This is a genomic window from Burkholderia sp. Ac-20384 (assembly GCF_017104605.1).
GTDB classification, from domain to species: Bacteria; Pseudomonadota; Gammaproteobacteria; order Burkholderiales; family Burkholderiaceae; genus Burkholderia; species Burkholderia lata.
Genome location: NZ_JAAGPE010000032.1, coordinates 15,416 through 41,369 on the forward strand (window position 1 = coordinate 15,416; position 25,954 = coordinate 41,369).

Consider the following 25,954-nt stretch of genomic DNA (forward strand, 5'->3'; position numbering starts at 1 on the left):
CCTCAGCCTTGTCGTGCATGGATTCGACGCATCGTGCACCGAACGGGGTCGCATCGATGCACGACGACTGTGCGCAATACCGGAAAAGAATTGTTGACAATCTTTATGTCCGCCCTAGGATGAGGATCATCACACGATGCCGATCATGAACGAGCCCGAATCCCACCCGTCCGGTGCAGCCAGTCCCGAAGCGATCGCCGAGCGGATCCGCACGGCGATCCTCGAGCATCGGCTCGCGCCGGGCGCGAAGCTGACGGAGGCGCAGCTCTGCGACGTGTTCAACGTGAAGCGCGGGGCGATCCGCCAGGCGCTCGCGCAGCTCGCGACCGACAAGCTCGTCGATCTCGAGCCGAACCGTGGCGCGTTCGTCGCGAGTCCGACGCTGCAGGACGTGCACGAGGTGTTCGAGATGCGCCGGATCATCGAGCTCGCCGTGGTCGAGCGTCTCGCGACCGGCCCCGGCGCGAAGCGGCTGAAGGGCGTCGCCTCGCTGATCGAGAAGGAACGCAAGGCGTTCCAGCGGCAGGACTTCGCGGCCTGGATCCGTCTGTCGGGCGAATTCCATACGACGCTCGCCACGCTGATGGGCAATGCGACGCTCAGCGAGTGTCTCGAAGGGCTCGTCGCACGCTCGACGCTGATGTCCGCGCTGTACGAGTCGCACGGCCGCAGCCCGTGCTCGTGCGACGACCACGACGAGATCCTCGGCGCGCTGGAGGCGGGCGATCCGAAGCGGGCGGTGACGCTGATGGCGCACCACCTGCAGCATGTCGAACTGAAGATGCTGGACCGGCCCGCACAAGGGCAGGTCGATTTGCGCGAAGTGTTCGGCGGCGCCTGAGCGGCGACGCGAACCCGGCCGCGCGCCACAAGAACGAGCGAAATGCAGGCCCGCGGCGTTTGCCGCGGGCCGCTGGTCCGACTCCGGGCGTCGATCCGGAGCGATATCGATGACGGTGGAGCGGCCGCCCGGCCGCGTCAAGGAGAAGTCATGGCTCAGTTCAGTGTGGCGCACGACAGCGCCTATCCGGCAGAAGAAGGCGGCGAGGGCGGCGACCCGGCACTGCCGAATGGTTACAGCGAACGTCTGTACAACGAAGATTTGGCACCCCTGAAAAATCAGACTTGGGGTTCATACAATATCTTCGCGTTCTGGATGTCGGACGTGCACAGCGTCGGCGGCTACGTGTTCGCGGGCAGCCTGTTCGCGCTCGGGCTGACGAGCTGGCAGGTGCTGATCGCGCTGATCGTCGGGATCGGCTTCGTGAACCTGCTGTGCAACCTGATCGCGCGGCCGAGCCAGCAGGTCGGCGTGCCGTATCCGGTTGCGTGCCGCGCGACGTTCGGCGTGCTCGGCGCGAACGTACCGGCCGTGATCCGCGGGCTGATCGCGATTGCGTGGTACGGCATCCAGACCTATCTCGCATCGAGCGCGCTCGTGATCGTCGTGCTGAAATTCTTCCCGCAATGGCTGCCTTACGCGGACGTGCATCGCTACGGCTTCCTCGGGCTGTCGGCGGTCGGCTGGGCCGGCTTCATGCTGCTGTGGGTGCTCCAGGCGCTCGTGTTCTGGAACGGGATGGAGACGATCAAGAAGTTCATCGACTTCGCGGGGCCGGCCGTCTACGTCGTGATGTTCATCCTCGCCGGCTACATGGTGTGGCGCGCGGGCTGGCGCAACATCGGCATCAACCTCGGCGGCGTGAAATACCACGGCGCGGAAGTGATTCCGGTGATGATCACGGCCGTGTCGCTGGTCGTGTCGTACTTCTCCGGGCCGATGCTGAATTTCGGCGATTTCTCGCGCTACTGCCGCTCGTTCGGCGAAGTGAAGCGCGGCAATTTCTGGGGGCTGCCGGTCAACTTCCTCGCGTTCTCGCTCGTCACGGTGATCACGACGGCCGCGACGCTGCCGGTGTTCGGCGAACTCATCACCGATCCGGTCGAGACGGTCGGCCGCATCGACCATCCTACCGCGGTGATCCTCGGCGCGCTGACGTTTACGATCGCGACGATCGGCATCAACATTGTCGCGAACTTCGTGTCGCCCGCGTTCGACTTCTCGAACGTCGCACCGCGCCTGATCAGCTGGCGCGCGGGCGGGATGCTCGCGGCCGTCGCGTCGATCTTCATCACGCCGTGGAACCTGTTCAACAACCCGGCCGTGATCCACTACACGCTCGACGTGCTCGGCGCGTTCATCGGCCCGCTGTACGGCGTGCTGATTGCCGACTTCTACCTCGTCAAGCGCGGCCGGCTCGTGCGCGACGACCTGTACACGATGTCGGAAAGCGGCACGTACTGGTACACGGGCGGCGTGAACCGCCGTGCGCTTGCCGCGCTGTTGCCGGCCGCGGTGATCGCGATCGTCTGCGTGATGATGCCGGGCTGGCAGGGCGTCGCGAACTTCTCGTGGTTCATCGGCGCGGGGCTCGGCTTCGTGTTCTACCGGCTGCTCGTGAGCACGAAGGCCTGAGGAGCGTGCGATGAAGATTCGACTGATCAATCCGAATACGACGCAGCGGATGACCGACGCGATGGGCCGCTGCGCGCGCGAGGTCGCGGCCGCCGGCACGGAAATCGTGGCGGTGAGCCCGCCGATGGGGCCGCCGTCGATCGAAGGGTATTACGACGAGGCGCTCGCGACGCCGGGGCTGCTCGCCGAGATCGTGCAGGGCGAGCGCGACGGCTGCGACGCGTACGTGATCGCGTGTTTCGGCGATCCCGGCCTCTACGCGGCGCGCGAGCTCGCACGCGGGCCGGTGATCGGCATCGCCGAGGCCGCGATGCATGCGGCGAGCGTGCTCGCACCGGGCTTCTCGGTCGTCACGACGCTCGCCCGCACCTGCGGGATGGCGTGGCATCTCGCGGAGCGCTACGGGATGAAGCGGTTCTGCCGCAACGTGCGCGCGACCGACGTCGCGGTGCTCGAACTCGACCGGCCGGGCTCGGCCGCGCGCCGGATCATCGTCGACGAGTGCCGGCACGCGCTCGACGAGGACGGCGCCGACGCGATCGTGCTCGGTTGCGCGGGGATGGCCGAATTCGCGCACGAGATCGAGCAGCAGATCGGCGCGCCGGTGGTCGAGGGCGTCACCGCGGCCGTCAAATGGGCCGAGGCGCTCGTCGCGCTGCGCCTCGCGACCGCGAAGCGCGGCGACTACGCGCGCCCGCTGCCGAAGCGCTACGACGGCGCGTTCGCCCGCTTCAGCCCGCCGGACGGGGATAAGGCGGAACCGGTCCCGAATTTGCCGCAACCGCACATACACACCGTCTGACACGCACTATCTGCGTCGCTGTATGGGCGCGTATGAACGTTTTCGCTACACTGGGCCGTCATCGCATCGGCTTGCGCAGCCGGCTTCCGGCACCCGCGCAGTCGATGCGAACCCATTATTTCAGCGAGCTTTCGCCGCACTTCGAACCATGTCACTCGATCCCAACTATCCTCGCGACCTGATCGGCTACGGCCGCCATCCCGTTCAGGCGAACTGGCCGGGGCGTGCCCGCGTCGCCGTGCAATTCGTGCTGAACTACGAGGAGGGCGGCGAGAACTGCGTGCTGCATGGCGATCCGGGCTCCGAGCAGTTCCTGTCGGAAATCGTCGGCGCGGCCGCGTATCCCGACCGCCACATGAGCATGGAGTCGATCTACGAATACGGTTCGCGGGCCGGCGTGTGGCGCATCCTGCGCGAATTCGAGAAGCGCGGGATGCCGCTGACGGTGTTCGGCGTCGGCATGGCGATCGAACGCCACCCGGAGCTCGCGCGTGCATTCGTCGAGCTGGGCCATGAAATCGCTTGCCATGGCTGGCGCTGGATCCACTACCAGAGCATGACGCCGGAGCTCGAGGCCGAGCACATGCGCCTCGGGATGGAAGCGATCGAGCGTGTGACGGGCGAGCGCCCGCTCGGCTGGTACACCGGCCGCGACAGCCCCAATACGCACCGCCTCGTCGCGGAATACGGCGGCTTCCTGTACGACTCCGACAACTACGGCGACGACCTGCCGTTCTGGATGGACGTCGAAGTCTCCGGCGGCAAGAAATCGCCGCAGCTGATCGTGCCGTACACGCTCGACACGAACGACATGCGCTTTGCGACACCGCAGGGCTTCAACACCGGCGATCACTTCTTCGACTATCTGCGCGATGCATTCGACGTGCTGTACGCGGAAGGCGACGAAGCGCCGAAGATGCTGTCGATCGGCATGCACTGCCGGTTGCTCGGCCGGCCGGGCCGGTTCCGCGGGCTGCAGCGTTTCCTCGATCACATCGAGAAGCACGATCGCGTATGGGTGACGCGCCGTGTCGATATCGCGCGTCACTGGCGTGAACATCATCCGTATCAGCCCAATCATCGAAACGAAGGGAAAGCATGAAGGCGATGCGCTACACGTTGGAACAACTGAACACGATGGCGCCGAGCGCATTTGTCGCGGCATTGTCGGGGATCTTCGAACATTCGCCGTGGGTGGCTGAAGTCGCCGCGGGCGAGCGGCCGTTCGCGAGCATCGACGCGCTGCACAAGACGATGTCGGGTGCGGTGGAGACGGGCGGCGAAGTGCGCCAGCTCGCGCTGATCAACGCTCACCCGGAGCTGGCCGGCAAGGCTGCCGTGCGTGGCGAGCTGACCGCCGAGTCGACGCGCGAGCAGAGCGGCGCGGGCCTCGACCAGTGCACGCAGGAAGAGTTCGACAAGCTGCTGACGCTGAACCGCACGTATCGCGAGAAGTTCGGCTTCCCGTTCATCCTCGCGGTGCGCGGCTATGACCGGCACGGCATCATCGCGAACTTCGAGTCGCGCGTGAATCATTCGCGCACCGAGGAACTGCGGGCGAGCCTCGACCAGATCTACCGGATCGCGCGCTTCCGCCTCGACGACCTGATCGACGCCTGACACCGCAATACGGCCTGCTGCGTCGCAGCGGCCTGATCGCCTCACTGAAACAAGGAAACATCATGGCTGTTCCGCTTCTCGATCCCAACGCACCCGACTTCACGCGGCGCTACGTGAATCTTGCCGACCCGCGTCTCGGTGCGCAGGCGCTCGAAGCCAGCGACGATTTCTTCGCGCCGAAGGACCGGATGCTGAACCCCGAGCCGGCCGTTTTCATCCCCGGCAAGTACGACGACCACGGCAAGTGGATGGACGGCTGGGAAACGCGCCGCAAGCGCACGACGGGCTACGACTGGTGCATCGTCAAGCTCGCGCGCCCGGGCGTGATCAAGGGCTTCGACATCGATACGAGCCACTTCACCGGCAACTTCCCGCCGGCCGCGTCGATCGAGGCCGCGTTCGTGGCCGACGGCGCACCGACGCATGCGACCGAGTGGGTCGAGATCGTGCCGTCGACGACGCTGCAGGGCAACAGCCATCATTACGTCGAAGCGAGCGATGCGCGCGCGTTTACGCACCTGCGCGTGAACATCTATCCGGATGGCGGCATTGCACGCCTGCGCGTGTACGGCCAGCCGCAGCTCGACTGGGCCGGCGCGAGCGCGACCGAGCAATTCGATCTCGCGGCGATGGAAAACGGCGGTTACGTGGTGGCCGCGAACAACCAGCACTTCGGCGTCGCGTCGAACCTGCTGCTGCCGGGCCGCGGCGTGAACATGGGCGACGGCTGGGAAACCCGCCGCCGCCGCGAACCGGGCAACGACTGGGCGATCCTCGCGCTGGCGCAGCCGGGCGTGATCCGCAAGATCGAAGTCGATACCGCGTTCTTCAAGGGCAACTACCCGGACCGCTGCTCGATCCAGGCGGCGTACGTGTCGGGCGGCACCGACAGCTCGCTGATCACGCAGTCGATGTTCTGGCCCGTGCTGCTCGGCGAACAGAAGCTGCAGATGGACAAGCAGCACTACTTCGAACAGGACATCGCGTCGCTCGGCCCCGTCACGCACGTGCGACTGAACATCATTCCGGACGGCGGCGTGTCGCGCCTGCGTCTGTGGGGGACGCTCGACAAATGAAGACGCTTGCCATCGAACCGCTGACCAAGGAAGCGTTCGCGCCGTTCGGCGACGTGATCGAAACGGAAGGGGCGAAGCAGATCCCGATCAACCTCGGCACGACGATCCGCTTTCACGATCTCGCGAAAGTCGACGTGACCGATGAAGACGGCCGCACGCTCGTCAACCTGTTCCGCGGCCAGCCGCGCACGCTGCCGTTCGAAGTGAAGATGCTGGAGCGGCACCCGCTCGGCAGCCAGGCCTTCGTGCCGCTGAACGACCAGCCGTATCTCGTCGTCGTGGCGCCCGCGGGCGATCTCGATCCGGCGAAGATCCGCGCGTTCGTGACGAGCGGGTGGCAGGGCGTCAACTATGCGAAGGGCGTGTGGCATCACCCGCTGATCGCGCTGGGCGGCGTCAGCGACTTCATCGTCGTCGATCGGGGTGGCGACGGCCTGAACCTGAACGAGCAGGACCTGCAGGAATCGCTGTGGCTCACCGACGAGGCGCTGCACGCGCTGACGGCCTGAGTCGCTGGCGTTTCTGCCAGCGTCTGACGAAACCCGCGCACGATGCGCGGGTTTTTTTATGTGCGGTCGATTCGGCGCGATTCAGGTCGCGGCAGTTTTGCGCGTGTCGCGTGAACCACCGCCGCCGCGCCGCCGGTTCGCGACCGGCGTATGCTGCGCGATCAGCTCGGCGACCCAGTCGACGAACACCCGCAGCTTCGCACTGACGTGCCGGTTCGGCGGAAACGCGACGTACATCGGCATCGGTTCGAGCTGCCATGGCTCGAACAGCGGCACCAGTTCGCCACGGGCGCGATGCACGCCGGCCATGTAGTCGGGCAGCCACAGAATGCCCAGCCCGGCGAGGCCGGCCTCGAGGTACGCATTGCCGTCGTCGACCGCGAGCACGTAGCGTCCGCGCACGGTGACCTGCTCGCCGTCGCATGTCATCGCAAACGGCAATGCCTTACCGGTGCGCGCCCACAGAAAACCGACGATCCGGTGATGGGTGTCCTCCAGCTCGTCAGGATGCGTCGGCGTGCCGGCACGTGCGAGATAGGCCGGCGACGCGTACACGCCGAGCCGCAGGTCGCCGACGTGACGCGCGACCAACGAGCGGTCGGTCGGCTCGCCGCCGCGCACGACGCAGTCGACGTTCTCGCCGATCACGTCCACCACGCGGTCGCTCACGCCCATGTCGAGCTGGATGTCCGGATAGCGCGCATGGAACGCGGGCAGCGCGGGGATCAGGATCAGGCGCGCGAACGGGCTCGGCACGTCCACGCGCAGCCGCCCCCGGGGCGATGCGGAGGCGGCGGACAGGCTCGTTTCGGCATCGTCCATGTCGGCCAGCAGCCGCACGACGCGATCGTAGTACGCGGCGCCGTCCGCGGTGACGACGACCTTGCGCGTCGTACGGTTGAACAGCTTCACGCGCAGCCGCGCTTCGAGCTGCTGCACGAGCTGCGTGACGGTGGTGCGGCTCATGTGCAGTGTCTCGGCTGCCTTCGTGAAACTGCCGGCTTCCACCACGCGGGCGAACGCCTGCATTGCGTCGAATCGATCCATCGGGTCAGGGCTCCGCGTCGGTCGGAATTGTTTGGGATGTCCAAACAGTGTTGGACAGCGTTGCCGGTTTATTCGCCGTGCAACGGACCTTAAAGTGCCTTCATCGTTGATGCCGGGGCGGATTCGCCCCACAAACCGAAGGAGGTAGGGGATGGTAAAGCGTAGCGTGGTTTTTCCGCCCGGTCGCCAGGCACTGTACGACCGCAACCGCTATTCGCCGGCAGTGCGCTCGAACGGCTTCCTGTTCGTGTCCGGGCAGGTCGGCAGCCGCGAGGACGGCTCGCCCGAGCCGGAACTGGGTGCGCAGGTGCGCCGCGCGTTCGACAACCTGAATGCGGTGCTGCGTGCGGCCGGCTGCACGTTCGACGACGTCGTCGACGTGACGGTGTTCCTCGTCGATCCCGAAGCGACGTTCGAGCGGATCTGGGAGATCGTTCCCGAATACTGGGGCGACGCGCCGCATCCGACGCTGACCGCCGTCGGCGTGACCTGGCTGTATGGGTTCCAGTTCGAGATCAAGGCGATCGCGCGGCTGCCGGAGACGGTTGACGGTTGAGCAGGGTGCCCGCGGTCCGTGGCGATGCGCGTCACGGCGCGACCGGCGGCTCCTGTTCGTACGCGCGATGCAGCAGCGCGACGAACGACGCAGCGTCGGGCAGCGTCGCCGTGCCGAACCGGCGCACGGCGATCCCGGGCGTCCACGAATTCATCACGACGGCGCCGGCCATCGACGGCAGGTCGGCCGGCGTCAGTTCGCGATCGTGCTGCGCGATGCCCAGGCGCGCCAGTTGCCGGCGCACGATACGCATCGTGACGCCGCCGAGCATGCCGGCCACCGGCCACACGACCGCGTCGCCGGTCCAGAACGCGAGATTCCAGATCGAGCCTTCGCTGATGCGTCCGTGGCGATCGATGAAGGCCGCATCGTCGAAACCCTGCGCGGTCGCGCGGCGCAGGAAGTGCGTCTTCGCGACTTCGCCGACGTGCTTGATGTCCGGGAGCACGCGCTCGTATTCGAACAGCGCGAGATCGAGCGGGCCCGCGGGCCCCGACGACGGCGCGGCGGTGCGGACCAGCACGTCGAGCGTTTCGTCGTCGCGCGGCGCGACGAATTCGCCCGTCGTCGCATGCACGGTCGCCGTCAGCGAAAGCGCCGACGGCGCGCGATCGAGCGCCGCGCGCAGGAGTGTGCGGATCCGGTCGTCGGGCAGTGCCTGGCCGAATAGCGTGTTCGACGCATCGCGCAGCCGTGCGAGATGCAGGTCGAGGCCGCGCACGCGGCCGTCGCGTACCTGCATCGCGGTGAAATGCGCATGGCCCGCGAACGCGAGCGCGGCGAGCGCATCCGGGGTGGCGGCGACGCCGTTGAGCTGGGCGACGGACGGGAACGGGGCAGCGGTCATCGATGGATCTCCGGGTTCGGTCGCGAGCGCGGGGCGACTCGCGGCATCTTCAAGAAAGCCTATTGTTTGCCGATTGATGGTGTCTTGAAAAACGAGTAGTTTTGGAACGGTCATCAAATCCGGCTTGAAGATCGATGGAACGCATGTGGCCCGGTACGCGCGCGCTGAGGACGTTCGATGCGGCGGCGCGGCACCTGAATTTCTCGCGGGCGGCCGACGAGGTCGGACTGACGCCGGCAGCTGTCAGTCACCAGATCAAGGAAATCGAGGCGCAGCTCGACATGGACCTGTTCGTCCGCACGAGCCGCAGCATCCGGCTGACGCCGGCCGGCGTCGTGCTGGCTGCTGCGGCCGCCGAGGCGCTGGCGGGGATGCAGCGCGCGACTGCCCGGGCACGGCGCATCGTGCGGGAACAGACGGAGCTGCGCGTGTCGGTCGGCGCGCGCTTTGCGACGCACTGGCTGCTGCCGCGCCTGCCGCGTTTCAGGGCCGCGCATCCGGCATTCGAGCTGTCGTTCGATATCACCGACCGGTTGCGCGACTTCGATGACGACGATGTCGATGTGGCGATCCGCTTCGGCACCGGGCGCTATCGCGACGCGTGCGCGCAGCACCTGTTCGATACGTCGGTCGTTGCCGTCTGCAGCCCGGCGCTGTTGTCGGCCGGGCCGCCGTTGCGCAAGCCGCGCGATCTGCTGCGCTACACGCTTTGCCACGCAGACTGTGAAGTCGACGGTGTGACCTGGCCGCGCTGGTCGGCGTGGATGGCCGCTGCCGGCGTCGACGGTTTCGACGACAGCCGGTGCGTCGCGTTTCCGGATTCGAGCCACGTCGTGCAGGCCGTGACGGACGGTACGGCGGTCGGCCTGGCGGAGCCGCACATGATCGCGCGCGATCTCGCGGAAGGACGCGTCGTGCCGCTGTTCGACGTGAACGTCGAGGTGGCGCCGGGCCTTGCGTATCACGTCGTGTATCCGGCGCGCACGCAGGACGATCCGCGCATCGTCGCCTTGCGCGCCTGGCTTGCGGACGAAGTCGCGACGATGCGCGCGTAGCGGTGCCGGTGGCGCGTGCTATCGTGCCCGCATCTCCACCGCACGATGCCCGGTTCCGGGTGTGTTCCTTCGATGAGCCAACCTGAAAACAACCTCGCGATCCTGCTGAGCACGATGCAGCCCGAACTGCATCCGGGTGCGTTCGCATTCGTATCGCTGTCATCCGATGCAGACGTATCGTTATCCGAAGTAGTCGCAACGTTTCGCGAAGCGGAAGGCCTGACGGTCGTTGTCGGCGAGGAGGCCGCGGCGCGGCACGGCTGGCCCGTGCTGTTCCGTGCGGCCTGGATCACGCTGACCGTGCATTCCGATCTTGCGGCCGTGGGCCTCACCGCGGCATTCGCACGCGCACTCGGTGCGGCCGGTATCAGCTGCAACGTGATGGCGGCTGCGTACCACGATCATATCTTCGTGCCGGTCGACGACGGCCCGCGCGCGCTCGATGCGCTCGTCGCGCTCCAGCGTGACGCGATGCGCGGCGAGCGCTAGCAACGCATTTGCAACGCGCAAAAAAAACGGGCCCGTCACCGGGCCCGCGAACGGAAAGGATTGCGCCGGAAAACGATCCCGGCGCACGGCGGCTTACTTGTTCGCGCCACCCTCGAACCACGCGGCGAGCTTCGTGCGCTCGTCGTCGGTCATGTGCGTGACGTTGCCGATCGGCATCGCCTTCAGGCGCACGGCCTGTTCGTAGATACGCTGCGCGTTCTTCGACACTTCGTCCGGCGTGTCGAACATCACGCCTGCGGGCGCGCTGCCCATCAGCGTCGGCTTCGCCGAGTGGCACTCCACACACCGCTGCTGCAGGACCGGCATGATGTCGGCGATCACGACCTTCGGTGCGTTCGCGGCTTGCGCTTCCGGTGCGACCGGCTTCGGCATCGTCCAGACCAGCGCGGCCGACAGCAGGGCGACGCCGCCGATCGGCAGGTACCACAGCTGCTTGCCGCGGTGACGCATCACGAAGAACTGGCGGATCAGCGCGCCGGCCAGCATGATCATCACGAGCACGACCCAGTTGAACTTGTTCGTGTAGGTCATCGCGTAGTGGTTCGACAGCATCGCGAACACGACCGGCAGCGTGAAGTACGTGTTGTGCACCGAGCGCTGCTTGCCGCGCTTGCCGTAGATCGGGTTCGGCTCTTCGCCCTTGAGCATCTTGTCGACCATCTTGCGCTGGCCGGGGATGATCACGAAGAACACGTTCGCCGACATGATCGTCGCGAGCATCGCACCGACGATCAGGTAGGCAGCACGACCCGCGAAGATGTGGCACGCGAGGTAGGCTGCGGCGACCACGTAGATGCCGACGCAGATGCCGAGCACGCGGTCATTGGTGCCGAGGATGCGGCACAGCGAGTCGTAGACGATCCAGCCGGCCGCGAGGAAGCCGAGTGCGGAAGCGACGGCGACCACCGGGCCCATGTCGAGCACGCTCTTGTCGATCAGGTACGTGTTCGGCGCGAGCAGGTACAGCACGAAGAACAGCGAGAAGCCCGACAGCCAGGTCGTGTACGACGGCCACTTCGACCAGTGCAGGTCATCCGGCATTTCCGGCGGAGCGACCGTGTACTTCTGCATGTTGTAGAAGCCGCCACCGTGGACGTGCCACAGTTCGCCGAACACACCGCGCTTGCGCTGGTTCGGGTCGGTCGGCGGTTTCAGGCTGTTGTCGAGCGCGACGAAATAGAACGACTCGCCGATCCACGCAATGGCGACGATGACGTGCAGCCATCGCAGCGCGAGGTTCAGCCAGTCGGTGATGAAGCCTTCCATGAAACTCCTCCAGACTCAAATCGTTTGTTTGATGCGGGCGCTGATTCGAATGTCAGCTGCCGCGATAGGTGCTGTACGACCACGGCGACACGAGCAGCGGCACGTGGTAGTGCGAGCCGGTGTCGGCGATGCCGAAGCGGAGCACGACGCGATCGACGAAACGGGGTTCGGGCACCTTCACGCCGAGCGACGCGAAGTAGTCGCCGGCATGGAACACGAGTTCGTATTCGCCGGCGGCGAGCGCGGCGCCTTCGAGCAGGGGTTCGTCGCAGCGGCCGTCGCTATTGGTCAGCACGGTCTTGATCGCGCGGCGCGATTCGCCGTCCAGCGCGTAGAGGTCCACCTTGATTGCAGCGCCGGGACGGCCGTGCGCCGTATCGAGTACGTGGGTAGTGAGCTTTCCCATTCGCAATTGTCCTTGTGTGAATGCGAGGTTCGGCGGCGACTCGATCCATTGACTGTGCGGCGGATCGAGGCTCCACGTCACGTGGCTACATACCCGTCGGCGAGATTGAAGCGAGCGCCGTGCAGGCATTGTAAAAAGGTTCCCCGCGCAAATACGGGCGCGATATCAAAGATAATGCGCCGCGCATGAGCGGCTGTCGACGGCACGCCGGATACGGCTTCCGGCGGGCATTTCGGGCCTCCGGCGGGGCGTCGCGCGGCGTACCATATCGAAACCGTGAAACGCGGTATTCCGGATCGCGCATTGTGTGCGGCGCGCGCTTGGGCGATCCTCCCGCCGTGCGCGTCGGCCAATGGCCCGCGCGTACCCCGAAGACGGCGAGCACGCCGGGTAACCGGGCCAGGGCGTTCGAACGGACGCAGGCACCGGAGCGTGCCGCGATTCAGCGTTCGAACGTGTGTGACCGTCCCCAGGATCCGCCCCTGGGGGCAGACCGACGCGGAGAACGCATGAACCTCGAGCAGCACGCTGGCGCACGCGCGCCGAACACCTCCTCATCCCGCCCGAAAACCCTGCTGGTCAAGCACGCCGACGTGCTCGTGACCATGGACGACACGCGCCGCGAGCTGCGCGACGCGGGGCTCTACATCGAAGACAACCGGATCGTCGCGGTCGGCCCGACCGCCGAGCTGCCCGATACGGCAGACGAAGTGCTCGACCTGCGCGGCCACCTCGTGATTCCGGGGCTCGTGAACACGCATCACCACATGTACCAGAGCCTGACGCGCGCGGTGCCTGCGGCGCAGAACGCCGAGCTGTTCGGCTGGCTCACGAACCTCTACAAGATCTGGGCGCACCTGACGCCCGAGATGATCGAAGTGTCGACGCTCACCGCGATGGCCGAGCTGCTGCAGTCGGGCTGCACGACGTCGAGCGATCATCTGTACATCTACCCGAACGGCAGCCGCCTCGACGACAGCATCGGCGCCGCACAGCGGATCGGCATGCGTTTTCACGCGAGCCGCGGTGCGATGAGCGTCGGCCAGCGCGACGGCGGGTTGCCGCCCGATTCGGTTGTCGAGCGCGAGCCCGACATCCTGCGCGACACGCAACGCCTGATCGAGACCTATCACGACGAAGGCCGCTACGCGATGCTGCGCGTGGTCGTCGCGCCGTGCTCGCCGTTCTCGGTGAGCCGCGACCTGATGCGCGACGCGGCCGTGCTCGCGCGCGAATACGGCGTGTCGCTGCACACGCACCTCGCGGAGAACGTCAACGACATCGCGTACAGCCGCGAGAAGTTCGGGATGACGCCCGCCGAATATGCGGAAGATCTCGGCTGGGTCGGCCATGACGTGTGGCATGCGCACTGCGTGCAGCTCGACGATGCGGGCATCAGCCTGTTCGCGCGCACCGGCACGGGCGTCGCGCACTGTCCGTGCTCGAACATGCGGCTCGCGTCGGGTATCGCGCCGGTGAAGAAGATGCGTCTCGCGGGCGTGCCGGTCGGCCTCGGCGTCGACGGCTCCGCATCGAACGACGGCGCGCAGATGGTGGCGGAAGTGCGGCAGGCGCTGCTGCTGCAGCGGGTCGGTTTCGGTCCCGATGCGATGACCGCGCGCGAAGCGCTCGAAATCGCGACGCTCGGCGGCGCGAAGGTGCTGAACCGCGACGATATCGGCGCGCTGAAGCCCGGCATGGCCGCGGACTTCGCCGCATTCGACCTGCGCCAGCCGCTGTTCGCGGGCGCGCTGCATGATCCGGTCGCGGCGCTCGTGTTCTGCGCACCGTCGCAGACGGCGTACACGGTGGTGAACGGGAAGGTGGTGGTGCGGGAAGGGCGTCTGGCGACGCTCGACCTGCCGCCCGTCATCGCGCGTCACAATGCGCTCGCGCAGGCGCTGGTCGAGGCATCGCGCTGAAGGAAGTCTGAAGCTATCCGGCGGCCGTGTTGCCGCCGGGCATGCCGCCAGCTGTCGCCACGCCGCGCCGGGATGGCGCGGGCGGCGCGTGCCGTTACGGCTCGATCAGCGTGCGGGTGGCTTCGGCGACGAGGCCGCGCAGCCAGCGCACTTCGTCGGAGTAGTGGCAGCGCTCGTGCCACAGCTGGTAGTACTGCATCGGCGGGAAGTCGAGCGGGGCCGGCACGACCGACAGCGGCAGGAACTTCGCGTAGTGATCGGCGAACAGGCGCGTCGTCGTGAAGATCAGGTCGGACTTCACGAGCACGTACGGTGCGAGATTGAAGTACGGCAGCGTGACGACCACGTGGCGCTTGAGCCGTTCGCGCGCGAGGTGCACGTCGATCGCGCCGCGCTGGCCGACCGAGTACGGCGTCGGCGCGAGATGCGGCGCGTTCAGGTACTGGTCGAGCGTGAGCCCGCCGCGCTTCGCGAACGGGTGGGTGTTGCTCATCAGGCAGACGATTTCGTCGACGAACAGGTTCGACAGGTGCAGCTGCTCCGGCGGTTCGGGCCAGTTGCCGACGACGATGTCGAGCTTGCCATCCTCCAGCGCGAGCTCGTAGTCGAACGCGGGGCCGAGCGAATGGAATTCGAGCGTCGCGTTCGGCGCGGCCTGGCGGAAGCGCTCGACCACGGTCGGCACGAACAGCACGTTCAGGTAGTCGGGGCAGCCGATCCGGTAGCAGCGGATCGACGTGGCCGGGTCGAAGTTGTGCTGCTGGAACTTGATGCGCTCGATTTCACGCAGCGCATTCTGCACGGGCTCGAGCAGGCGCAGCCCGTATTCGGTCGGCACCATGCCGGATTTGCCGCGCACCAGCAGCGGATCGCCGGTGATGTCGCGCAGGCGCCGCAGCGCGGCGCTGATCGCCGGTTGCGACTGGTTCAGTTTGACGGCCGCGCGCGTGACGCTGCGCTCCATCAACAAGGTGTGCAAGACGCGCAAGAGGTACGTGTCGATCGCCTCGCGTTGCTGACTCATGATATCTCCGTTTTATATGTCTGGGCTGATCGAGGGGGCATGGGGGTATATCGTTTTTAATATGAAGCTGGGCCAGCGTCAAGAGATGGATACCCGCAGGCACCCGCCGGCCGGGCCGCGACAAGGGGTCCGAACGGGGGCGAGGTGAAGCGCGCGGCGCCGCGCGGACGCGCGTTGCGCGGATCCGGATCGCGGTGCGGCGTGGGGTGCGACGGGCGCGTCAGTCGTCGATGCGCATGCCGACCTTCAGCGTGACCTGCCAGTGCACGACCTGGTCGCCTTCGATGTGGCCGCGCGTTTCGGTCACCTGGAACCAGTGCAGGTTGTGCAGCGTCTTGCCGGCTTTCGAGATCGCGTTGCGGATGGCGTCGTCGCTCGATTGCTTCGACGAACCGGTCAGCTCGATCATCTTGTACACGTGGTCGCTCATGATGCGCTCCCTGGGATATCGGTATGGATGGCCGGTGCAAGCCGTGGTCCCGAAGCGGCGCCGCGCGTGCCCGGCTTCTTGAGTGATAGGTATGATGGGCGGCAAGTTCAACCCATATCGGAGACGAGGAACATCGTGGAAGTCGGATTTTGCGGACCGGGATTGATGGGCGCGCCGATGATTCGGCATTTGCTGGCGGCGGGGCATCGGGTCAGCGTGTGGAATCGCTCGCGCGACAAGGCCGAGGCGCTCGTGAAGGACGGCGCGCAGGTGGTCGGCACGCCGCGCGAACTGGCGGAGCGCGTCGATACGGTATTCGTGTGCGTGCTCGACGGCCGTGCGGTGGGCGACGTCGTGTTCGGCGAGCACGGGCTGCTCTCCGGCGACGCCGCTGCGCGCTGCCTGCAGCGCATCGTCGATCATTCGAGCATCCCGCCTGCCGCGACGCGTGATTACGCGGCGCGCGCGGCCGCACTCGGCGTCGGCTGGGTCGATGCGCCGGTGTCGGGCGGCGTGCCCGGCGCGCAGGCCGGCACGCTTGCGGTGATGGCCGGCGGCCGCGCGGCCGATCTCGACGCGGTGCGGTCGCTGATCGACACGTATGCATCGCGGATCACGCACATGGGCGACGCGGGCGCGGGGCAGACGGCGAAGCTGTGCAACCAGGCGATCGTCACCGCGACGGTGACCGCGATTGCCGAGGCCGTTGGTCTTGCACAGGCGAGCGGAATCGATGCCGCGCGGCTGGCCGAAGCGCTGGCCGGCGGCTGGGCCGATTCGGTACTGTTGCAGACGTTCGTGCCGCGCATGACGTCGGGCGGCCATCCGCCGATCGGCGCGCTCAGCACGTTTCAGAAGGACGTCGACGCGATCGCCGACGCAGCGCGCGACACGGGCGCGGTGATGCCGGTATCGGCCACCGTGCAGCAGGTGTTGCGGCTCGGCGCCGCGCAAGGGCTCGCCGGCGCCGATTTCGCCGCGTTCATCGACATCGTGCGGCCCGGCAACGGGCGTCAGCAGGCGTCGTGACGGGCAAGCGGGGCGCGTGAATGGCAGATGGGCCGCCCGGAGGCGGCCCATCGAATGGCAGGTAGATCAGCCGAGGGAGCGTGGAGTCGTATCGCCGGCGTTCTGGCGGCCGAGCCCGCCGCGCAGGCTCGCTTTCGTGCCTGCACCAAACTCGGGCAGGATGCGTGCACGCGCACGGCTGGCGAACACGAGGAAGCCGAAGCCGTTTGCTTCATACCAGTATCCGCCGTTCTCGAGGCCGTCCAGCGGCTGCTCGAGCGCGTTGGCGATCGATTCGATGCAGCGCTTGCGCAGTTCGGCGATGGCAGGATAGGGCGGCTGGGCGCCGCGCACGCTACACAGGAGCACGTCGAGACCGGGCAGCACATGCGCGTACAGGACGGGTTCGTCCTGCGCACGGGCGCGGGCAATCTTGGTGTCGAGCTGGGCAAACGGTTTCGAGTGGCGCAATACCGCGAGGAATGACTCCTGGCCATCCTGCTGGGCACGCCGACGTTTTTTCGGGAAGGACATAAACACTCGCCTCAAAAACAATTGCAAGAAATGCGGCACTTTCATGCGACCCACTCCCGGCTATGTACGCCGCATGTCGATCCTTTATAGCACACGAAAATGCTGCCTTCGTGCAGTACGACGATCAATGTCTCCCGTCGACCTGCTCGCCATGATCGACACAGCCAGCGTCTTGGCGCCCGTACTGTCGTTTAGTCTCCATCATAGACCTGCTTTCCCCGCGCGTGCATTCGCCCGTCACAAAAAAGTGAGATAGGCCGCATGCGGCGGTGCATCGCGCGCGCAATAAAAAGGCCCGCACGAGGCGGGCCTGGCTGACGGGGCGCTTGGCGATCAGCGCTGCTTCAGCGAATCGCGGATCTCGCGCAGCAGCACGGTGTCTTCCGGCGTCGCGGCCGGTGCGGCTTCTTCCGGCTTGCGCAGCTTGTTGATGAATTTCACCATCAGGAAAATGATGAACGCGAGGATGACGAAATTGATTGCCACCGTGATGAACGAGCCGTAACCGAACGCGGCGACACCCGCGGCCTGCAGGTCCTTGAACGAATCGGGATTACCCTTGAACGTCGGGGGGATGGTGCCGAGCAGAACGAACTTGTTCGAGAAATCCAGGCCGCCGGTCAGCACGCCGATGACCGGCATGATGAGGTCTTTCACGACCGAGTCGACGATCTTCGAGAACGCGCCGCCGATGATCACGCCGACGGCGAGATCCATGACGTTGCCCTTGACGGCGAACTCCTTGAATTCCTTGATGATGCTCATGAGCGGCTTTCTCCAGGTTGGGGCGAGGGGAGGCGTGCCGCGACGCGCAGGGATGCAGAGCGTCGAATGAGGGTCGGTGGCACGCCGATGGCCGCATGATAGCGAACGCTCCCCATTGCCGGTAGTCCATCTTGAAATGATTGACAAATCCGCGCGTCGGCGCGGCCGGCATGCTGGGGAGCGTGGCGTGCGTTGCAGCGCGTCGCGGGTGCGTCGACGCGCTGCGTAGCGTCAGGTGTTGTCGTCGGTCCAGCCGTCGTCGTTGCTGCCGAGATCCATGCCGCCACCGCCGTTGCCGTCGCTCCAGTTCGAATTGTCGCCGCGGCCGAGGTCGAAGCCCGGGTCGTTCTCCTGCCGGCGGCGCTCGCCGTCGACGATCACGTCGCGTTCGACCACGCGCTCGCGGCCGCCCGACATCGCTTCGCCGAGCAATACGCCGGTCAGCAGCCCGCCCATGCCGCCACCGAAACCGCCGCCGCCTTGCTGGATCACGACAGGCGGTTGCTGCTGCGGGTAGGGCTGTTGCTGCGGATACGGCTGGCCTTGCGCGCCCGTCATGCGGTCGGCTTCCTGCGCATACACGGAGCCGCTGCCGTTCGCCGGTGCCGCGGGTTGTGCGGCCGGATCGGGACGGCCTTCGACGCGTGCCTTCACGCTTGCATGGCGTTGCTCGAGTTCATCGACGCGATACGGCGGCACCGGATTCTTGCCGTTCGACAGCGTTTCGACGAGCGTGCGCGCATCGGTCTCGATCGCTTCGAGTTCGCCCGTGAGCGCCGCGGCGCCGGGCGCTGTCGACAGCTTCGCGTCGAGTTTCAGCGGGCGGATGTCGTTCAGCACGTCGGTGGCGCGCTTGAGCTGCGTGCGGCGTTCGTCGTCGGCGCGGCTGTCGTCGGCCGTGCGGGCACGCCGCAGCGTCCAGCGCAGCACCAGCGCAATCACCGCGACGATCAGTCCGAGGCCGATCCACATGCCGGTCGACGGGCCATGTTTTTCGGCCGGCGCGACGGCGGGCGCGAGCGACGATTGCAACGTGCCGGCCTGCGTGGCCGAAGGCACATTGCCGCTCACGCGTGCCGCGTCGGCACGGATGCGCGACTCCGTCTGCGCGAAGCGCGATGCGTCGGTGAACTTGAGTTGCGGATCGAGCGTCTTCGCGCGCTGCAGCTGCTCGAGCGCGTCGGATGCGCGGCCCTCGCGGTCCAGCACCTGCGCATACAGGTAGCGCGCGTGCGCGTTGTTCGGATGGGCGTCGATGACTTGCGACAGCTGCGTGTCGGCTTGCTGCCAGTTGCGTTGCGCGATCGATTGCTCGACCTGCTGCAGCGACGGGACCGCAAACGCGGCGGACGACAGCAACATCAGCGAGAGGCCGAGTGCGGCGAGAGATTTCTTCATGGTCGAACCGGGCGCAGGCGCCCGTCTCCTGACGATCGGTTCGCGCCGCGCCCGGGGCGGGCGGCGGCGCGGTTGCCCGCAGTGGCCGTTACTGCGCGGGCGTATCGAGCTGCTTCTTCAGCGCGGCGAGGCGATCCTCGACCGACGGGCCCTTGTTCAGCGCGGCGAGCTTGTCGTCGAGCGCCTTGCCGCTCGACGTGTCGGCCGAATTCAGGCGTGCATCCGAGCGTGCGTTCTGCAGCGCGACCTTGTCCTCGAGCTTCTGGAAATCCTCGGACAGGTTCTTGCCGCCGATGCCGCCCAAGGCGCTGGCCGCGACATCCTTCGCCTGCGCGATTTCCTGCTTGGCCTGCAGGATGTTCGAGCGGGCATTCAGGTCGTTGCGGCGCTGGCGCATGTCGGCGATCTGCCCCTTCAGCTTGTCGACCGACGGTTCGAGCGTCGACAGCTCGGCCGCGAGCGCGTCACGCTCGGCTTCCGCGTTCGACTGCGCGCCGAGCGCCTCGCGTGCGAGTGCTTCGTCGCCGGACTGCAGCGCGCGCTTCGCGCCGTCCTCGTACTTCTTCACCTTGTCGTCGGCCGCATCGCGCTTGCTGCGCTGGGTCGCGACCTGTGCCTCGATCTCGATCAGCGAATTCTCGGCACGGCCGATGCTGTCGTCGAGCTCCCGCACGATCTGCCGTGCGTCGCGCGACGGATCCTGTACCGAATCGGCCGCATCGTTCAGCAGGCCTTTGATCGTGCGCGAAACAGAGTCGAAAAGCGACATGAAATCCTCCGTGGTTGAAAGGCGCCGCGTGAGAGCGGCAGTGCCCGTTGCGAGCCGGTTCCGACCCGCATGAGCCGGCGGATATTACACCACCGGTTCACTTAAATACGGCTTAAACGCGCGAGTTCAAGCGGCTTGCGCATCAGGATTTCGAACCTTTCGCGATTGAAAGAAAATCGACGGTGCGCATCATATTGCGTGTCCATGATAGGCAGAGGATGCCGACAATACGTTCCTTAAATCACGGCATTGCGGGAATTTTTACAAAAAATCGCGAAGGCACCCGGTCGATTTCATTAAAATGCGCTGTCACGTCGCGGGAACGGATCGCCGCGCGGCGGGGTCTGTCGACGTGACAGCCGCATCACGCTGTATCCGCTCTGATTCATTCGCCTGCATTTCCGCATGCGTCCGAGGGCGCCACGTACGCCCGCCATTCCGACATGCCAATTATCAAACGACCGCCTTCTTCTTCCGACAGGAACGAACCCCACTACACGCTGCGCCGTTCGCCGTCCGGAGCCTATTACCCCGATGACGACGATCGCGACGACGACCGCCGCACCCAGCGCAGCGGCGGCGGAGGGCGCGGTCGCTCGTTCGGCTCGCGCGTCATGCTGTGGTTCGCCGGCCTGTTCGTGACGCTGGCGATCGTCGGCGCGCTGATCGTCGGCTACGCGCTGGTCGTGATGGCGCCGCAGCTGCCATCGCTCGATGCGCTGACCAACTACCAGCCGAAGGTGCCGTTGCGCGTGTTCACGGCCGATCACGTGTTGATCGGCGAGTTCGGCGAAGAGCGCCGCAGCCTCGTGCGCTTCCAGGAAATCCCGGACGTGATGAAGAAGGCCGTGCTCGCGATCGAGGACTACCGCTTCTACGAACACGGCGGCGTCGACTTCGTCGGCATCCTGCGCGCGGGTGTCGCCGACCTGATGCACGGCGGCGCGCGCCAGGGCGCGAGCACGATCACGATGCAGGTCGCGCGCAACTTCTTCCTGTCGAGCGAGAAGACCTACACGCGCAAGATTTACGAAATGCTGCTCGCGTACAAGATCGAGAGGGCCCTGACGAAGGACCAGATCCTCGAGCTGTACATGAACCAGATCTATCTTGGCCAGCGCTCGTACGGCTTCGCGGCCGCCGCGCGCGTGTATTTCGGCAAGGACCTGAAGGACATCACGCTCGCGGAAGCGGCGATGCTCGCGGGGCTGCCGAAGGCGCCGTCCGCGTATAACCCGGTCGTCAATCCGAAGCGCGCGAAGGTGCGCCAGGAATACATCCTGAAGCGCATGCTCGAGGTCGGCTACATCACGCAGCCGCAGTACGACGAAGCCGTGAAGGAAGAGATCCACGTGCGCACGCCGGGCAACCAGTACGCGGTGCACGGCGAGTACGTCGCCGAGATGGTGCGGCAGATGATGTACCAGCAGTACAAGGACGAAACCTATACGCGCGGGCTGACTGTCACGACGACGATCAACTCGTCCGACCAGGAAGCCGCGTACCAGGCCGTGCGTCGCGGCATTCTCGACTACGAGCGCCGCCACGGCTATCGCGGGCCGGAAGCGACGATCAAGTTGCCCGCGGCCGGCGACGACCGCGACGAGGCGATCGACGACGCGCTCGCCGATCACCCGGACAACGGCGACCTGCAGTCGGCAGTGGTGCTGTCGGCATCGCCGAATGCGGTCGAGGTGCAGTTCGTCGGTGGCGCGACCACGACGATCGGCCCGGCCGGGCTGCGCTTCGTGGCGGGCGCGCTCAGCCCCCGCGCGAACGACACGCTGCGCATCAAGCCGGGCTCGGTCGTGCGCGTGCTGAAGGACGGCAAGACGGGCTGGCAGGTCGTGCAGCTGCCGCAGGTCGAAGGCGCGCTCGTCGCCATCGCGCCGCAGGATGGCGCGATCCGCTCGCTCGTCGGCGGCTTCGACTTCAACAAGAGCAAATTCAACCACGTGACGCAGGCATGGCGGCAGCCGGGCTCGTCGTTCAAGCCGTTCATCTACTCGGCATCGCTCGACAAGGGCATGGGGCCGGCGACGATGATCAACGACGCGCCGCTGTACTTCCCGCCGAGCGTGCCGGGCGGCACCGCATGGGAGCCGAAGGACGACGACCAGCCGGACGGCCCGATGACGATGCGCACCGGCCTGCAGCGTTCGAAGAACCTCGTGTCGATCCGGATCCTCGCGTCGATCGGTACGCAGTATGCGCAGCAGTACGTGACGCAGCGCTTCGGCTTCGATCCCGCGAAGACGCCGCCTTACCTGCCGATGGCACTCGGCGCGGGCCTTGTGACGCCGCTGCAGCTCGCGACCGGTTATGCGGTGTTCGCGAACGGCGGCTACAAGGTCGATCCGTACCTGATCGCCGAGGTCGACGACGCACGCGGCCAGGCGCTGCAGAAGTCGCAGCCGGTGCTCGCGGGCAGCACGGCACCGCGCACGATCGAAGGCCGCAACGCGTACGTGATGAACAGCCTGCTGCATTCGGTCGCGACGGCCGGCACCGGCGCGGGCACCAATGCACTGGGCCGCAGCGACCTGCAGGGCAAGACGGGTACGACCAACGACGCGAAGGACGGCTGGTTCGCCGGCTACCAGCAGTCGCTCGTCGCGGTCGCGTGGATGGGCTTCGACCAGCCGAAGAGCCTCGGCAGCCGCGAATTCGGCGCACAGCTCGCGTTGCCGATCTGGGTGAACTACATGCGCACCGCGCTGAACGGCGTGCCCGAGCAGCAGATGCCGATGCCGGACGGCCTGACCTCGATCGACGGCGAGCTGTACTACGCCGATCGCACGCCGGGCAACGGCTTCGTCGCGAACGTCGACATCAACCCGGCCGAGAATTCGATCAGCGCGAACGACGCACTTGGTTCGGCCGGCGCGGCGGGGCTTGCGCCGCCGCCCGTCACGCCGCAGGAGAAGCAGCAGATCATGGACATGTTCGAGAGCAAGTAAGCGGCACGCCGCTGTTCCGGCATGCGACGGGCGTCTTCGGGCGCCCGTTTTTTTTGCGCGAATTGTCGGCGGAGAGAAGGGGAATCAGAACGACGCGCAGGCCGCTACGACCGTCATGCCGACCGATTGCTGGTGGAATCGCTGCATGTACGCTTGCCGGATCGCGGCGAGCCGCGCACGTGTGTCGGACGTATCGTCGGCGATGATACGGATCACGAAGCTGTCTTCACGCGTGATCCCGCCGCTTGCCCGGTCGCGCCACTGGCCGTGCGTGTCCCAGTAGGTGAGGCCGTCGGGGAATCGCGGCGTGACCGTGTCGGCGAGGAAGGCCGCGCGCTCCGCATCGGTGACGGGGCCGCGCCCCGTGATGTCGCGCCCGAACAGCAGGTCGGCCTGCAGCATGGCGCTTTCGCCCGCCTGCGAGCAGGCCGACGGCGCGCCGGCAACGGGCGAGGGCGGTGCCGCGCAACCGGCGAGCAGCGCGATCGCCATCGTGCATGCGGCCAGCGGCCGCATTTGCCCATTTCGTGACGATCGACCTCCGCGCGCGCAAAATGCTGCGCGCTCAACCACTTGCGTGCTTGTCCGGCGGGTTATCAACAGGGCTGTCAACATAATCTGGGGATAACCCTAGGTTTTTCCGCGTGGGCCCGATGTGGGGTCAGGGCTGCAATTTCGCGTGCGCGAGATGCATGCCGAGTGTGCCTGGGTCGGTATTGGTGCCGGACAGCAGCACGCCGACGCGCTTGCCCTGCAGCGTTTCGCGCAGCGGGCCGAGCAGCGCGGCCAGCGCGGCCGCGCACGCCGGTTCGACGGACAGTTTCAGTTGCGAGAACAGGAACAGCATCGCGGCACGCAGTGCGTCGTCGGACACGGTGACGATGCGGTCGACGTGGCGCCGGCACAGCTGGTAGCTGTATTCCTCGGTATGCGGCGCCATAAGCGAATCGGCGATCGTCTGCATCGCGCTCATCTTGATCGTGTGATTCGCCGCGAAGCTGCGGCTCATCGCGTCGGCACCTTCCGGCTCGACGCCGTACACGTGCACGCGCGGGTTCGCGAGCCGCAGCGCGGTCGCCATGCCGGCCGCGAGCCCGCCGCCGCCGATCGGCACGATCACCGCGTCGAGGTCGGGCGTCTGCGTCGCCCATTCGTAGCCGAGCGTCGCGGTGCCGAGGATCGTGTGATACCCGTTGAACGGATGGATGAAGAAGCGGCCTTCCTCGGCCTCGATCCGCCGGACCAGGTCGAATGCCTGCGACGCGCTGCCGGCCAGCACGACTTCCGCGCGGTACTGCTTGCACTGCGCGATGCGCGACGGGCTCGCGGTATGGAACATCACGACCTTGGCGCTGCTGCCGAGCCGCATCGCCGCATACGCGACGGCCGCCGCGTGATTGCCGGCCGACACGCAGGTGACGCCGGCGTTCTTGCGCGCCTCGTCGAGCGCGAGCAGGTGCGTGAATGCGCCGCGCGCCTTGAAGCTGCCGCTGACCTGCAGCAACTCGAACTTGAAGTTGACGTGCGTGCCCTCGAGGGACGGCAGGTCGGCGCGCTCGAACACGGGCGTGCGCGCGACCCAGGGCGACAGCGCGAAATGCTGCGCGGCGATTTCGTCGAGCGTCGGGATCGGCTCGCCGTCGATCGTCGGATGGGCGGTGCCCTGTTGTTCAGTCGACATGACGTGGCGGGTGGCGGAGTGGGCCGGCCCGCACACGCGGGCCGGCGTGGCGGGGGGGCAGTCAGTGCGCGTCGACCGACATGCTGCGGATGAACTTGCGCAGGAACTGCTCGCAGCCGGCGAGCTGCGCGAGCTCGACATATTCGTTCGGCTTGTGCGCCTGCTCGATGTTGCCGGGCCCGCACACGACGCTCGGGATGCCCGCACGTTCGAACAGGCCGGCCTCGGTGCCGTAGGCGACCTTGCGCTTGTCCTGGTCGGCCGTCAGCGCGCGCACGAGCTGCGTGATTGCGGCCTGTTCGGTTGCGTCGAGGCCGGGCGCCGCGGCGATCTTCGAGAACTCGATCGCGGCATTCGGATGCTCGCGCAGCATCTGCGGCAGCAGTGTTTCGCGTGCATACGCTTCGATGCGCGTGAAGATCTGCTCGGGATCGAGCGTCGGCAGGTTGCGGAACTCGAAGTCGAACCGGCATTCGGCCGGCACCGTGTTGATCGCGTTGCCGCCCTGGATCGTGCTCGTCTGCGCGGTCGTGAACGGCACGTCGTACAGCGCGTCGAACGGGCCTTCGGCGCGGAAGCGGTCGGCGATGTCGCGGATGTGGCAGATGAGGCGCGCGGCATACTCGATCGCGTTCAGCCCCTTCGGCGTCAGCGACGAATGCGCCGCGTGGCCGCGCACGCAGCAGCGGTACGCGTTGATGCCCTTGTGCGCGATGATCGGCCGCATGCTGGTCGGCTCGCCGACGATGCAGCCGGACGGTTGCACGCCGCGTTTGACGAGGTCGGCGATCATCAGCGGCGCACCGGCGCAGCCGATTTCCTCGTCGTAGGACAGCGCGAAATGGATCGGCTTCGCGAGCTTGGTCGCCTGCATCTCGGGCAGCAGCGCGAGCGCGGTGCCGATGAAGCCCTTCATGTCGCAGGTGCCGCGGCCATACAGGCGGCCGTCGCGGATTTCCGGCGCGAACGGGTTGCTGTCCCATTGCTGGCCGTCGACCGGCACGACGTCGGTATGCCCCGACAGCACGATGCCGCCGTTCGTCGAGCCGTCGTGCGCGGGCACGGTCGCAAACAGGTTCGCCCAGCCTTCGCGCGGATCGTGCGTGATCGTCGATGCGATGCCTTTCGCGGCGAGCGCGTCGCGCACCGTTTCGATGAGGCCGAGGTTCGGCACGCGGCTCGTCGTGTCCATCGACACCAGTTGCTTGATCCAGGGCAGGCTGACGAGCGACGCGTCGCCTTGGGTTGCGGCGGACGGCGCTGTCGCGTCGAGAGTGGACATGGCAAAACTCC

The 25,954-nt window shown here is 66.7% G+C and carries 26 protein-coding genes; 13 read left to right on the forward strand and 13 right to left on the reverse strand.

The window, feature by feature from the left end; translation table 11 throughout:
* Positions 1 to 136: 136 nt before the first annotated feature.
* The 7 genes from G3O00_RS08775 to G3O00_RS08805 all read left to right on the forward strand — a co-directional run bounded on the left by G3O00_RS08775 (position 137) and on the right by G3O00_RS08805 (position 6,483).
* A complete protein-coding gene (locus tag G3O00_RS08775; protein ID WP_174930963.1) occupies positions 137 to 841 on the forward strand; it encodes a GntR family transcriptional regulator in 705 nt (234 codons plus the stop codon).
* Positions 842 to 991: 150 nt separating this feature from the next.
* A complete protein-coding gene (locus G3O00_RS08780; protein WP_011352413.1) occupies positions 992 to 2,476 on the forward strand; it encodes an NCS1 family nucleobase:cation symporter-1 in 1,485 nt (494 codons plus the stop codon).
* A 10-nt stretch (positions 2,477 to 2,486) separates the two neighbouring features.
* Positions 2,487 to 3,278: an aspartate/glutamate racemase family protein gene (locus G3O00_RS08785; protein ID WP_206142732.1), complete on the forward strand. Its 792-nt coding sequence runs from the start codon at positions 2,487 to 2,489 to the stop codon at positions 3,276 to 3,278.
* Between the two features lie 148 nt (positions 3,279 to 3,426).
* Entirely contained in the window at positions 3,427 to 4,380 is a 954-nt protein-coding gene (gene puuE, locus G3O00_RS08790) for an allantoinase PuuE (RefSeq protein WP_041492879.1), read from the forward strand.
* A complete protein-coding gene (uraD, locus tag G3O00_RS08795) occupies positions 4,377 to 4,898 on the forward strand; it encodes a 2-oxo-4-hydroxy-4-carboxy-5-ureidoimidazoline decarboxylase (RefSeq protein ID WP_011352410.1) in 522 nt (173 codons plus the stop codon). The genes puuE and uraD overlap by 4 nt, the downstream gene beginning before the upstream one ends.
* A 62-nt stretch (positions 4,899 to 4,960) precedes the next feature.
* Positions 4,961 to 5,974 (forward strand): allantoicase, encoded by a 1,014-nt coding sequence (gene alc / locus G3O00_RS08800; RefSeq protein ID WP_206142733.1) that lies wholly within the window; start codon positions 4,961 to 4,963, stop codon positions 5,972 to 5,974.
* The gene (locus G3O00_RS08805; protein WP_043187989.1) at positions 5,971 to 6,483 is read left to right on the forward strand and encodes an ureidoglycolate lyase; all 513 of its coding nucleotides are present in this window, start codon (positions 5,971 to 5,973) and stop codon (positions 6,481 to 6,483) included. Before alc ends, G3O00_RS08805 begins: the two co-directional genes overlap by 4 nt.
* Before the next feature lie 81 nt (positions 6,484 to 6,564).
* Here G3O00_RS08805 and G3O00_RS08810 read toward each other — a convergent pair whose 3' ends face one another.
* Entirely contained in the window at positions 6,565 to 7,530 is a 966-nt protein-coding gene (locus tag G3O00_RS08810; RefSeq protein ID WP_206142734.1) for a LysR family transcriptional regulator, read from the reverse strand.
* Between the two features lie 151 nt (positions 7,531 to 7,681).
* On the opposite strand from G3O00_RS08810, the gene G3O00_RS08815 reads away from it, so the two are divergent.
* Entirely contained in the window at positions 7,682 to 8,086 is a 405-nt protein-coding gene (locus G3O00_RS08815) for a RidA family protein (protein WP_174930958.1), read from the forward strand.
* Positions 8,087 to 8,117: 31 nt separating this feature from the next.
* Here the strand turns inward: G3O00_RS08815 and G3O00_RS08820 are convergent, their stop codons facing one another.
* On the reverse strand, positions 8,118 to 8,933 hold the full coding sequence (locus G3O00_RS08820) for an aminotransferase class IV family protein (protein WP_206142735.1): 816 nt from the start codon (positions 8,931 to 8,933) through the stop codon (positions 8,118 to 8,120).
* Positions 8,934 to 9,067: 134 nt separating this feature from the next.
* On the opposite strand from G3O00_RS08820, the gene G3O00_RS08825 reads away from it, so the two are divergent.
* Together G3O00_RS08825 and G3O00_RS08830 are read left to right on the forward strand one after the other, a co-directional pair.
* Complete coding sequence (locus tag G3O00_RS08825; protein WP_206142736.1) at positions 9,068 to 9,988, forward strand: LysR substrate-binding domain-containing protein; 921 nt, start codon at positions 9,068 to 9,070, stop codon at positions 9,986 to 9,988.
* 72 nt (positions 9,989 to 10,060) lie between these two features.
* Positions 10,061 to 10,477, forward strand: a complete 417-nt coding sequence (locus tag G3O00_RS08830) for an ACT domain-containing protein (RefSeq protein ID WP_206142737.1) — start codon at positions 10,061 to 10,063, stop codon at positions 10,475 to 10,477.
* Between the two features lie 93 nt (positions 10,478 to 10,570).
* On the opposite strand, the gene G3O00_RS08835 is transcribed toward G3O00_RS08830, so the two are convergent.
* Together G3O00_RS08835 and uraH are read right to left on the reverse strand one after the other, a co-directional pair.
* Entirely contained in the window at positions 10,571 to 11,764 is a 1,194-nt protein-coding gene (locus G3O00_RS08835; RefSeq protein WP_011352402.1) for a urate hydroxylase PuuD, read from the reverse strand.
* 52 nt (positions 11,765 to 11,816) lie between these two features.
* Complete coding sequence (gene uraH / locus G3O00_RS08840; protein WP_011352401.1) at positions 11,817 to 12,170, reverse strand: hydroxyisourate hydrolase; 354 nt, start codon at positions 12,168 to 12,170, stop codon at positions 11,817 to 11,819.
* 509 nt (positions 12,171 to 12,679) lie between these two features.
* On the opposite strand from uraH, the gene G3O00_RS08845 reads away from it, so the two are divergent.
* A complete protein-coding gene (locus G3O00_RS08845) occupies positions 12,680 to 14,092 on the forward strand; it encodes an 8-oxoguanine deaminase (RefSeq protein WP_011352400.1) in 1,413 nt (470 codons plus the stop codon).
* A gap of 94 nt (positions 14,093 to 14,186) precedes the next feature.
* Here the strand turns inward: G3O00_RS08845 and G3O00_RS08850 are convergent, their stop codons facing one another.
* Both G3O00_RS08850 and G3O00_RS08855 read right to left on the reverse strand, forming a co-directional pair.
* Positions 14,187 to 15,116 carry a LysR substrate-binding domain-containing protein gene (locus G3O00_RS08850; RefSeq protein ID WP_006402708.1) on the reverse strand — a complete coding sequence of 310 codons (930 nt, stop codon included), beginning with the start codon at positions 15,114 to 15,116 and terminating at the stop codon, positions 14,187 to 14,189.
* 220 nt (positions 15,117 to 15,336) lie between these two features.
* The gene (locus tag G3O00_RS08855) at positions 15,337 to 15,546 is read right to left on the reverse strand and encodes a dodecin (RefSeq protein WP_011352399.1); all 210 of its coding nucleotides are present in this window, start codon (positions 15,544 to 15,546) and stop codon (positions 15,337 to 15,339) included.
* A gap of 135 nt (positions 15,547 to 15,681) precedes the next feature.
* Between G3O00_RS08855 and G3O00_RS08860 the strand changes: the two genes are divergently transcribed.
* On the forward strand, positions 15,682 to 16,575 hold the full coding sequence (locus G3O00_RS08860) for an NAD(P)-dependent oxidoreductase (protein ID WP_206142738.1): 894 nt from the start codon (positions 15,682 to 15,684) through the stop codon (positions 16,573 to 16,575).
* 66 nt (positions 16,576 to 16,641) lie between these two features.
* On the opposite strand, the gene G3O00_RS08865 is transcribed toward G3O00_RS08860, so the two are convergent.
* From G3O00_RS08865 to G3O00_RS08880, 4 genes are all read right to left on the reverse strand, one after another.
* Entirely contained in the window at positions 16,642 to 17,088 is a 447-nt protein-coding gene (locus G3O00_RS08865; RefSeq protein WP_027784713.1) for a hypothetical protein, read from the reverse strand.
* 333 nt (positions 17,089 to 17,421) lie between these two features.
* Positions 17,422 to 17,853, reverse strand: coding sequence for a large conductance mechanosensitive channel protein MscL (gene mscL, locus G3O00_RS08870; protein WP_006487991.1), 432 nt, complete (start codon positions 17,851 to 17,853; stop codon positions 17,422 to 17,424).
* Between the two features lie 231 nt (positions 17,854 to 18,084).
* Positions 18,085 to 19,251: a tetratricopeptide repeat protein gene (locus G3O00_RS08875; protein WP_206142739.1), complete on the reverse strand. Its 1,167-nt coding sequence runs from the start codon at positions 19,249 to 19,251 to the stop codon at positions 18,085 to 18,087.
* 88 nt (positions 19,252 to 19,339) lie between these two features.
* The gene (locus G3O00_RS08880; RefSeq protein ID WP_011352396.1) at positions 19,340 to 20,020 is read right to left on the reverse strand and encodes a PspA/IM30 family protein; all 681 of its coding nucleotides are present in this window, start codon (positions 20,018 to 20,020) and stop codon (positions 19,340 to 19,342) included.
* Between the two features lie 443 nt (positions 20,021 to 20,463).
* On the opposite strand from G3O00_RS08880, the gene G3O00_RS08885 reads away from it, so the two are divergent.
* Positions 20,464 to 22,980 carry a penicillin-binding protein 1A gene (locus G3O00_RS08885; RefSeq protein ID WP_174930952.1) on the forward strand — a complete coding sequence of 839 codons (2,517 nt, stop codon included), beginning with the start codon at positions 20,464 to 20,466 and terminating at the stop codon, positions 22,978 to 22,980.
* 84 nt (positions 22,981 to 23,064) lie between these two features.
* Here G3O00_RS08885 and G3O00_RS08890 read toward each other — a convergent pair whose 3' ends face one another.
* The 3 genes from G3O00_RS08890 to argE form a co-directional block, all read right to left on the reverse strand.
* On the reverse strand, positions 23,065 to 23,496 hold the full coding sequence (locus G3O00_RS08890) for a DUF3574 domain-containing protein (protein ID WP_206142740.1): 432 nt from the start codon (positions 23,494 to 23,496) through the stop codon (positions 23,065 to 23,067).
* Between the two features lie 145 nt (positions 23,497 to 23,641).
* Positions 23,642 to 24,661, reverse strand: coding sequence for a threonine/serine dehydratase (locus tag G3O00_RS08895; protein WP_011352393.1), 1,020 nt, complete (start codon positions 24,659 to 24,661; stop codon positions 23,642 to 23,644).
* A gap of 61 nt (positions 24,662 to 24,722) precedes the next feature.
* Positions 24,723 to 25,943: an acetylornithine deacetylase gene (gene argE / locus G3O00_RS08900; RefSeq protein ID WP_011352392.1), complete on the reverse strand. Its 1,221-nt coding sequence runs from the start codon at positions 25,941 to 25,943 to the stop codon at positions 24,723 to 24,725.
* Positions 25,944 to 25,954: the final 11 nt, after the last annotated feature.

Excerpts from the sequence above, each read along its gene's own strand:
- G3O00_RS08775 (WP_174930963.1), top strand. The coding sequence starts at position 137 with ATGCCGATCATGAACGAGCCCGAATCCCACCCGTCCGGTGCAGCCAGT.
- G3O00_RS08780 (WP_011352413.1), top strand. The coding sequence starts at position 992 with ATGGCTCAGTTCAGTGTGGCGCACGACAGCGCCTATCCGGCAGAAGAA.
- G3O00_RS08785 (WP_206142732.1), top strand. The coding sequence starts at position 2,487 with ATGAAGATTCGACTGATCAATCCGAATACGACGCAGCGGATGACCGAC.
- puuE (WP_041492879.1), top strand. The coding sequence starts at position 3,427 with ATGTCACTCGATCCCAACTATCCTCGCGACCTGATCGGCTACGGCCGC.
- uraD (WP_011352410.1), top strand. The coding sequence starts at position 4,377 with ATGAAGGCGATGCGCTACACGTTGGAACAACTGAACACGATGGCGCCG.
- alc (WP_206142733.1), top strand. The coding sequence starts at position 4,961 with ATGGCTGTTCCGCTTCTCGATCCCAACGCACCCGACTTCACGCGGCGC.
- G3O00_RS08805 (WP_043187989.1), top strand. The coding sequence starts at position 5,971 with ATGAAGACGCTTGCCATCGAACCGCTGACCAAGGAAGCGTTCGCGCCG.
- G3O00_RS08810 (WP_206142734.1), bottom strand. The coding sequence starts at position 7,530 with ATGGATCGATTCGACGCAATGCAGGCGTTCGCCCGCGTGGTGGAAGCC.
- G3O00_RS08815 (WP_174930958.1), top strand. The coding sequence starts at position 7,682 with ATGGTAAAGCGTAGCGTGGTTTTTCCGCCCGGTCGCCAGGCACTGTAC.
- G3O00_RS08820 (WP_206142735.1), bottom strand. The coding sequence starts at position 8,933 with ATGACCGCTGCCCCGTTCCCGTCCGTCGCCCAGCTCAACGGCGTCGCC.
- G3O00_RS08825 (WP_206142736.1), top strand. The coding sequence starts at position 9,068 with ATGGAACGCATGTGGCCCGGTACGCGCGCGCTGAGGACGTTCGATGCG.
- G3O00_RS08830 (WP_206142737.1), top strand. The coding sequence starts at position 10,061 with ATGAGCCAACCTGAAAACAACCTCGCGATCCTGCTGAGCACGATGCAG.
- G3O00_RS08835 (WP_011352402.1), bottom strand. The coding sequence starts at position 11,764 with ATGGAAGGCTTCATCACCGACTGGCTGAACCTCGCGCTGCGATGGCTG.
- uraH (WP_011352401.1), bottom strand. The coding sequence starts at position 12,170 with ATGGGAAAGCTCACTACCCACGTACTCGATACGGCGCACGGCCGTCCC.
- G3O00_RS08845 (WP_011352400.1), top strand. The coding sequence starts at position 12,680 with ATGAACCTCGAGCAGCACGCTGGCGCACGCGCGCCGAACACCTCCTCA.
- G3O00_RS08850 (WP_006402708.1), bottom strand. The coding sequence starts at position 15,116 with ATGAGTCAGCAACGCGAGGCGATCGACACGTACCTCTTGCGCGTCTTG.
- G3O00_RS08855 (WP_011352399.1), bottom strand. The coding sequence starts at position 15,546 with ATGAGCGACCACGTGTACAAGATGATCGAGCTGACCGGTTCGTCGAAG.
- G3O00_RS08865 (WP_027784713.1), bottom strand. The coding sequence starts at position 17,088 with ATGTCCTTCCCGAAAAAACGTCGGCGTGCCCAGCAGGATGGCCAGGAG.
- mscL (WP_006487991.1), bottom strand. The coding sequence starts at position 17,853 with ATGAGCATCATCAAGGAATTCAAGGAGTTCGCCGTCAAGGGCAACGTC.
- G3O00_RS08875 (WP_206142739.1), bottom strand. The coding sequence starts at position 19,251 with ATGAAGAAATCTCTCGCCGCACTCGGCCTCTCGCTGATGTTGCTGTCG.
- G3O00_RS08880 (WP_011352396.1), bottom strand. The coding sequence starts at position 20,020 with ATGTCGCTTTTCGACTCTGTTTCGCGCACGATCAAAGGCCTGCTGAAC.
- G3O00_RS08885 (WP_174930952.1), top strand. The coding sequence starts at position 20,464 with ATGCCAATTATCAAACGACCGCCTTCTTCTTCCGACAGGAACGAACCC.
- G3O00_RS08890 (WP_206142740.1), bottom strand. The coding sequence starts at position 23,496 with ATGCGGCCGCTGGCCGCATGCACGATGGCGATCGCGCTGCTCGCCGGT.
- G3O00_RS08895 (WP_011352393.1), bottom strand. The coding sequence starts at position 24,661 with ATGTCGACTGAACAACAGGGCACCGCCCATCCGACGATCGACGGCGAG.
- argE (WP_011352392.1), bottom strand. The coding sequence starts at position 25,943 with ATGTCCACTCTCGACGCGACAGCGCCGTCCGCCGCAACCCAAGGCGAC.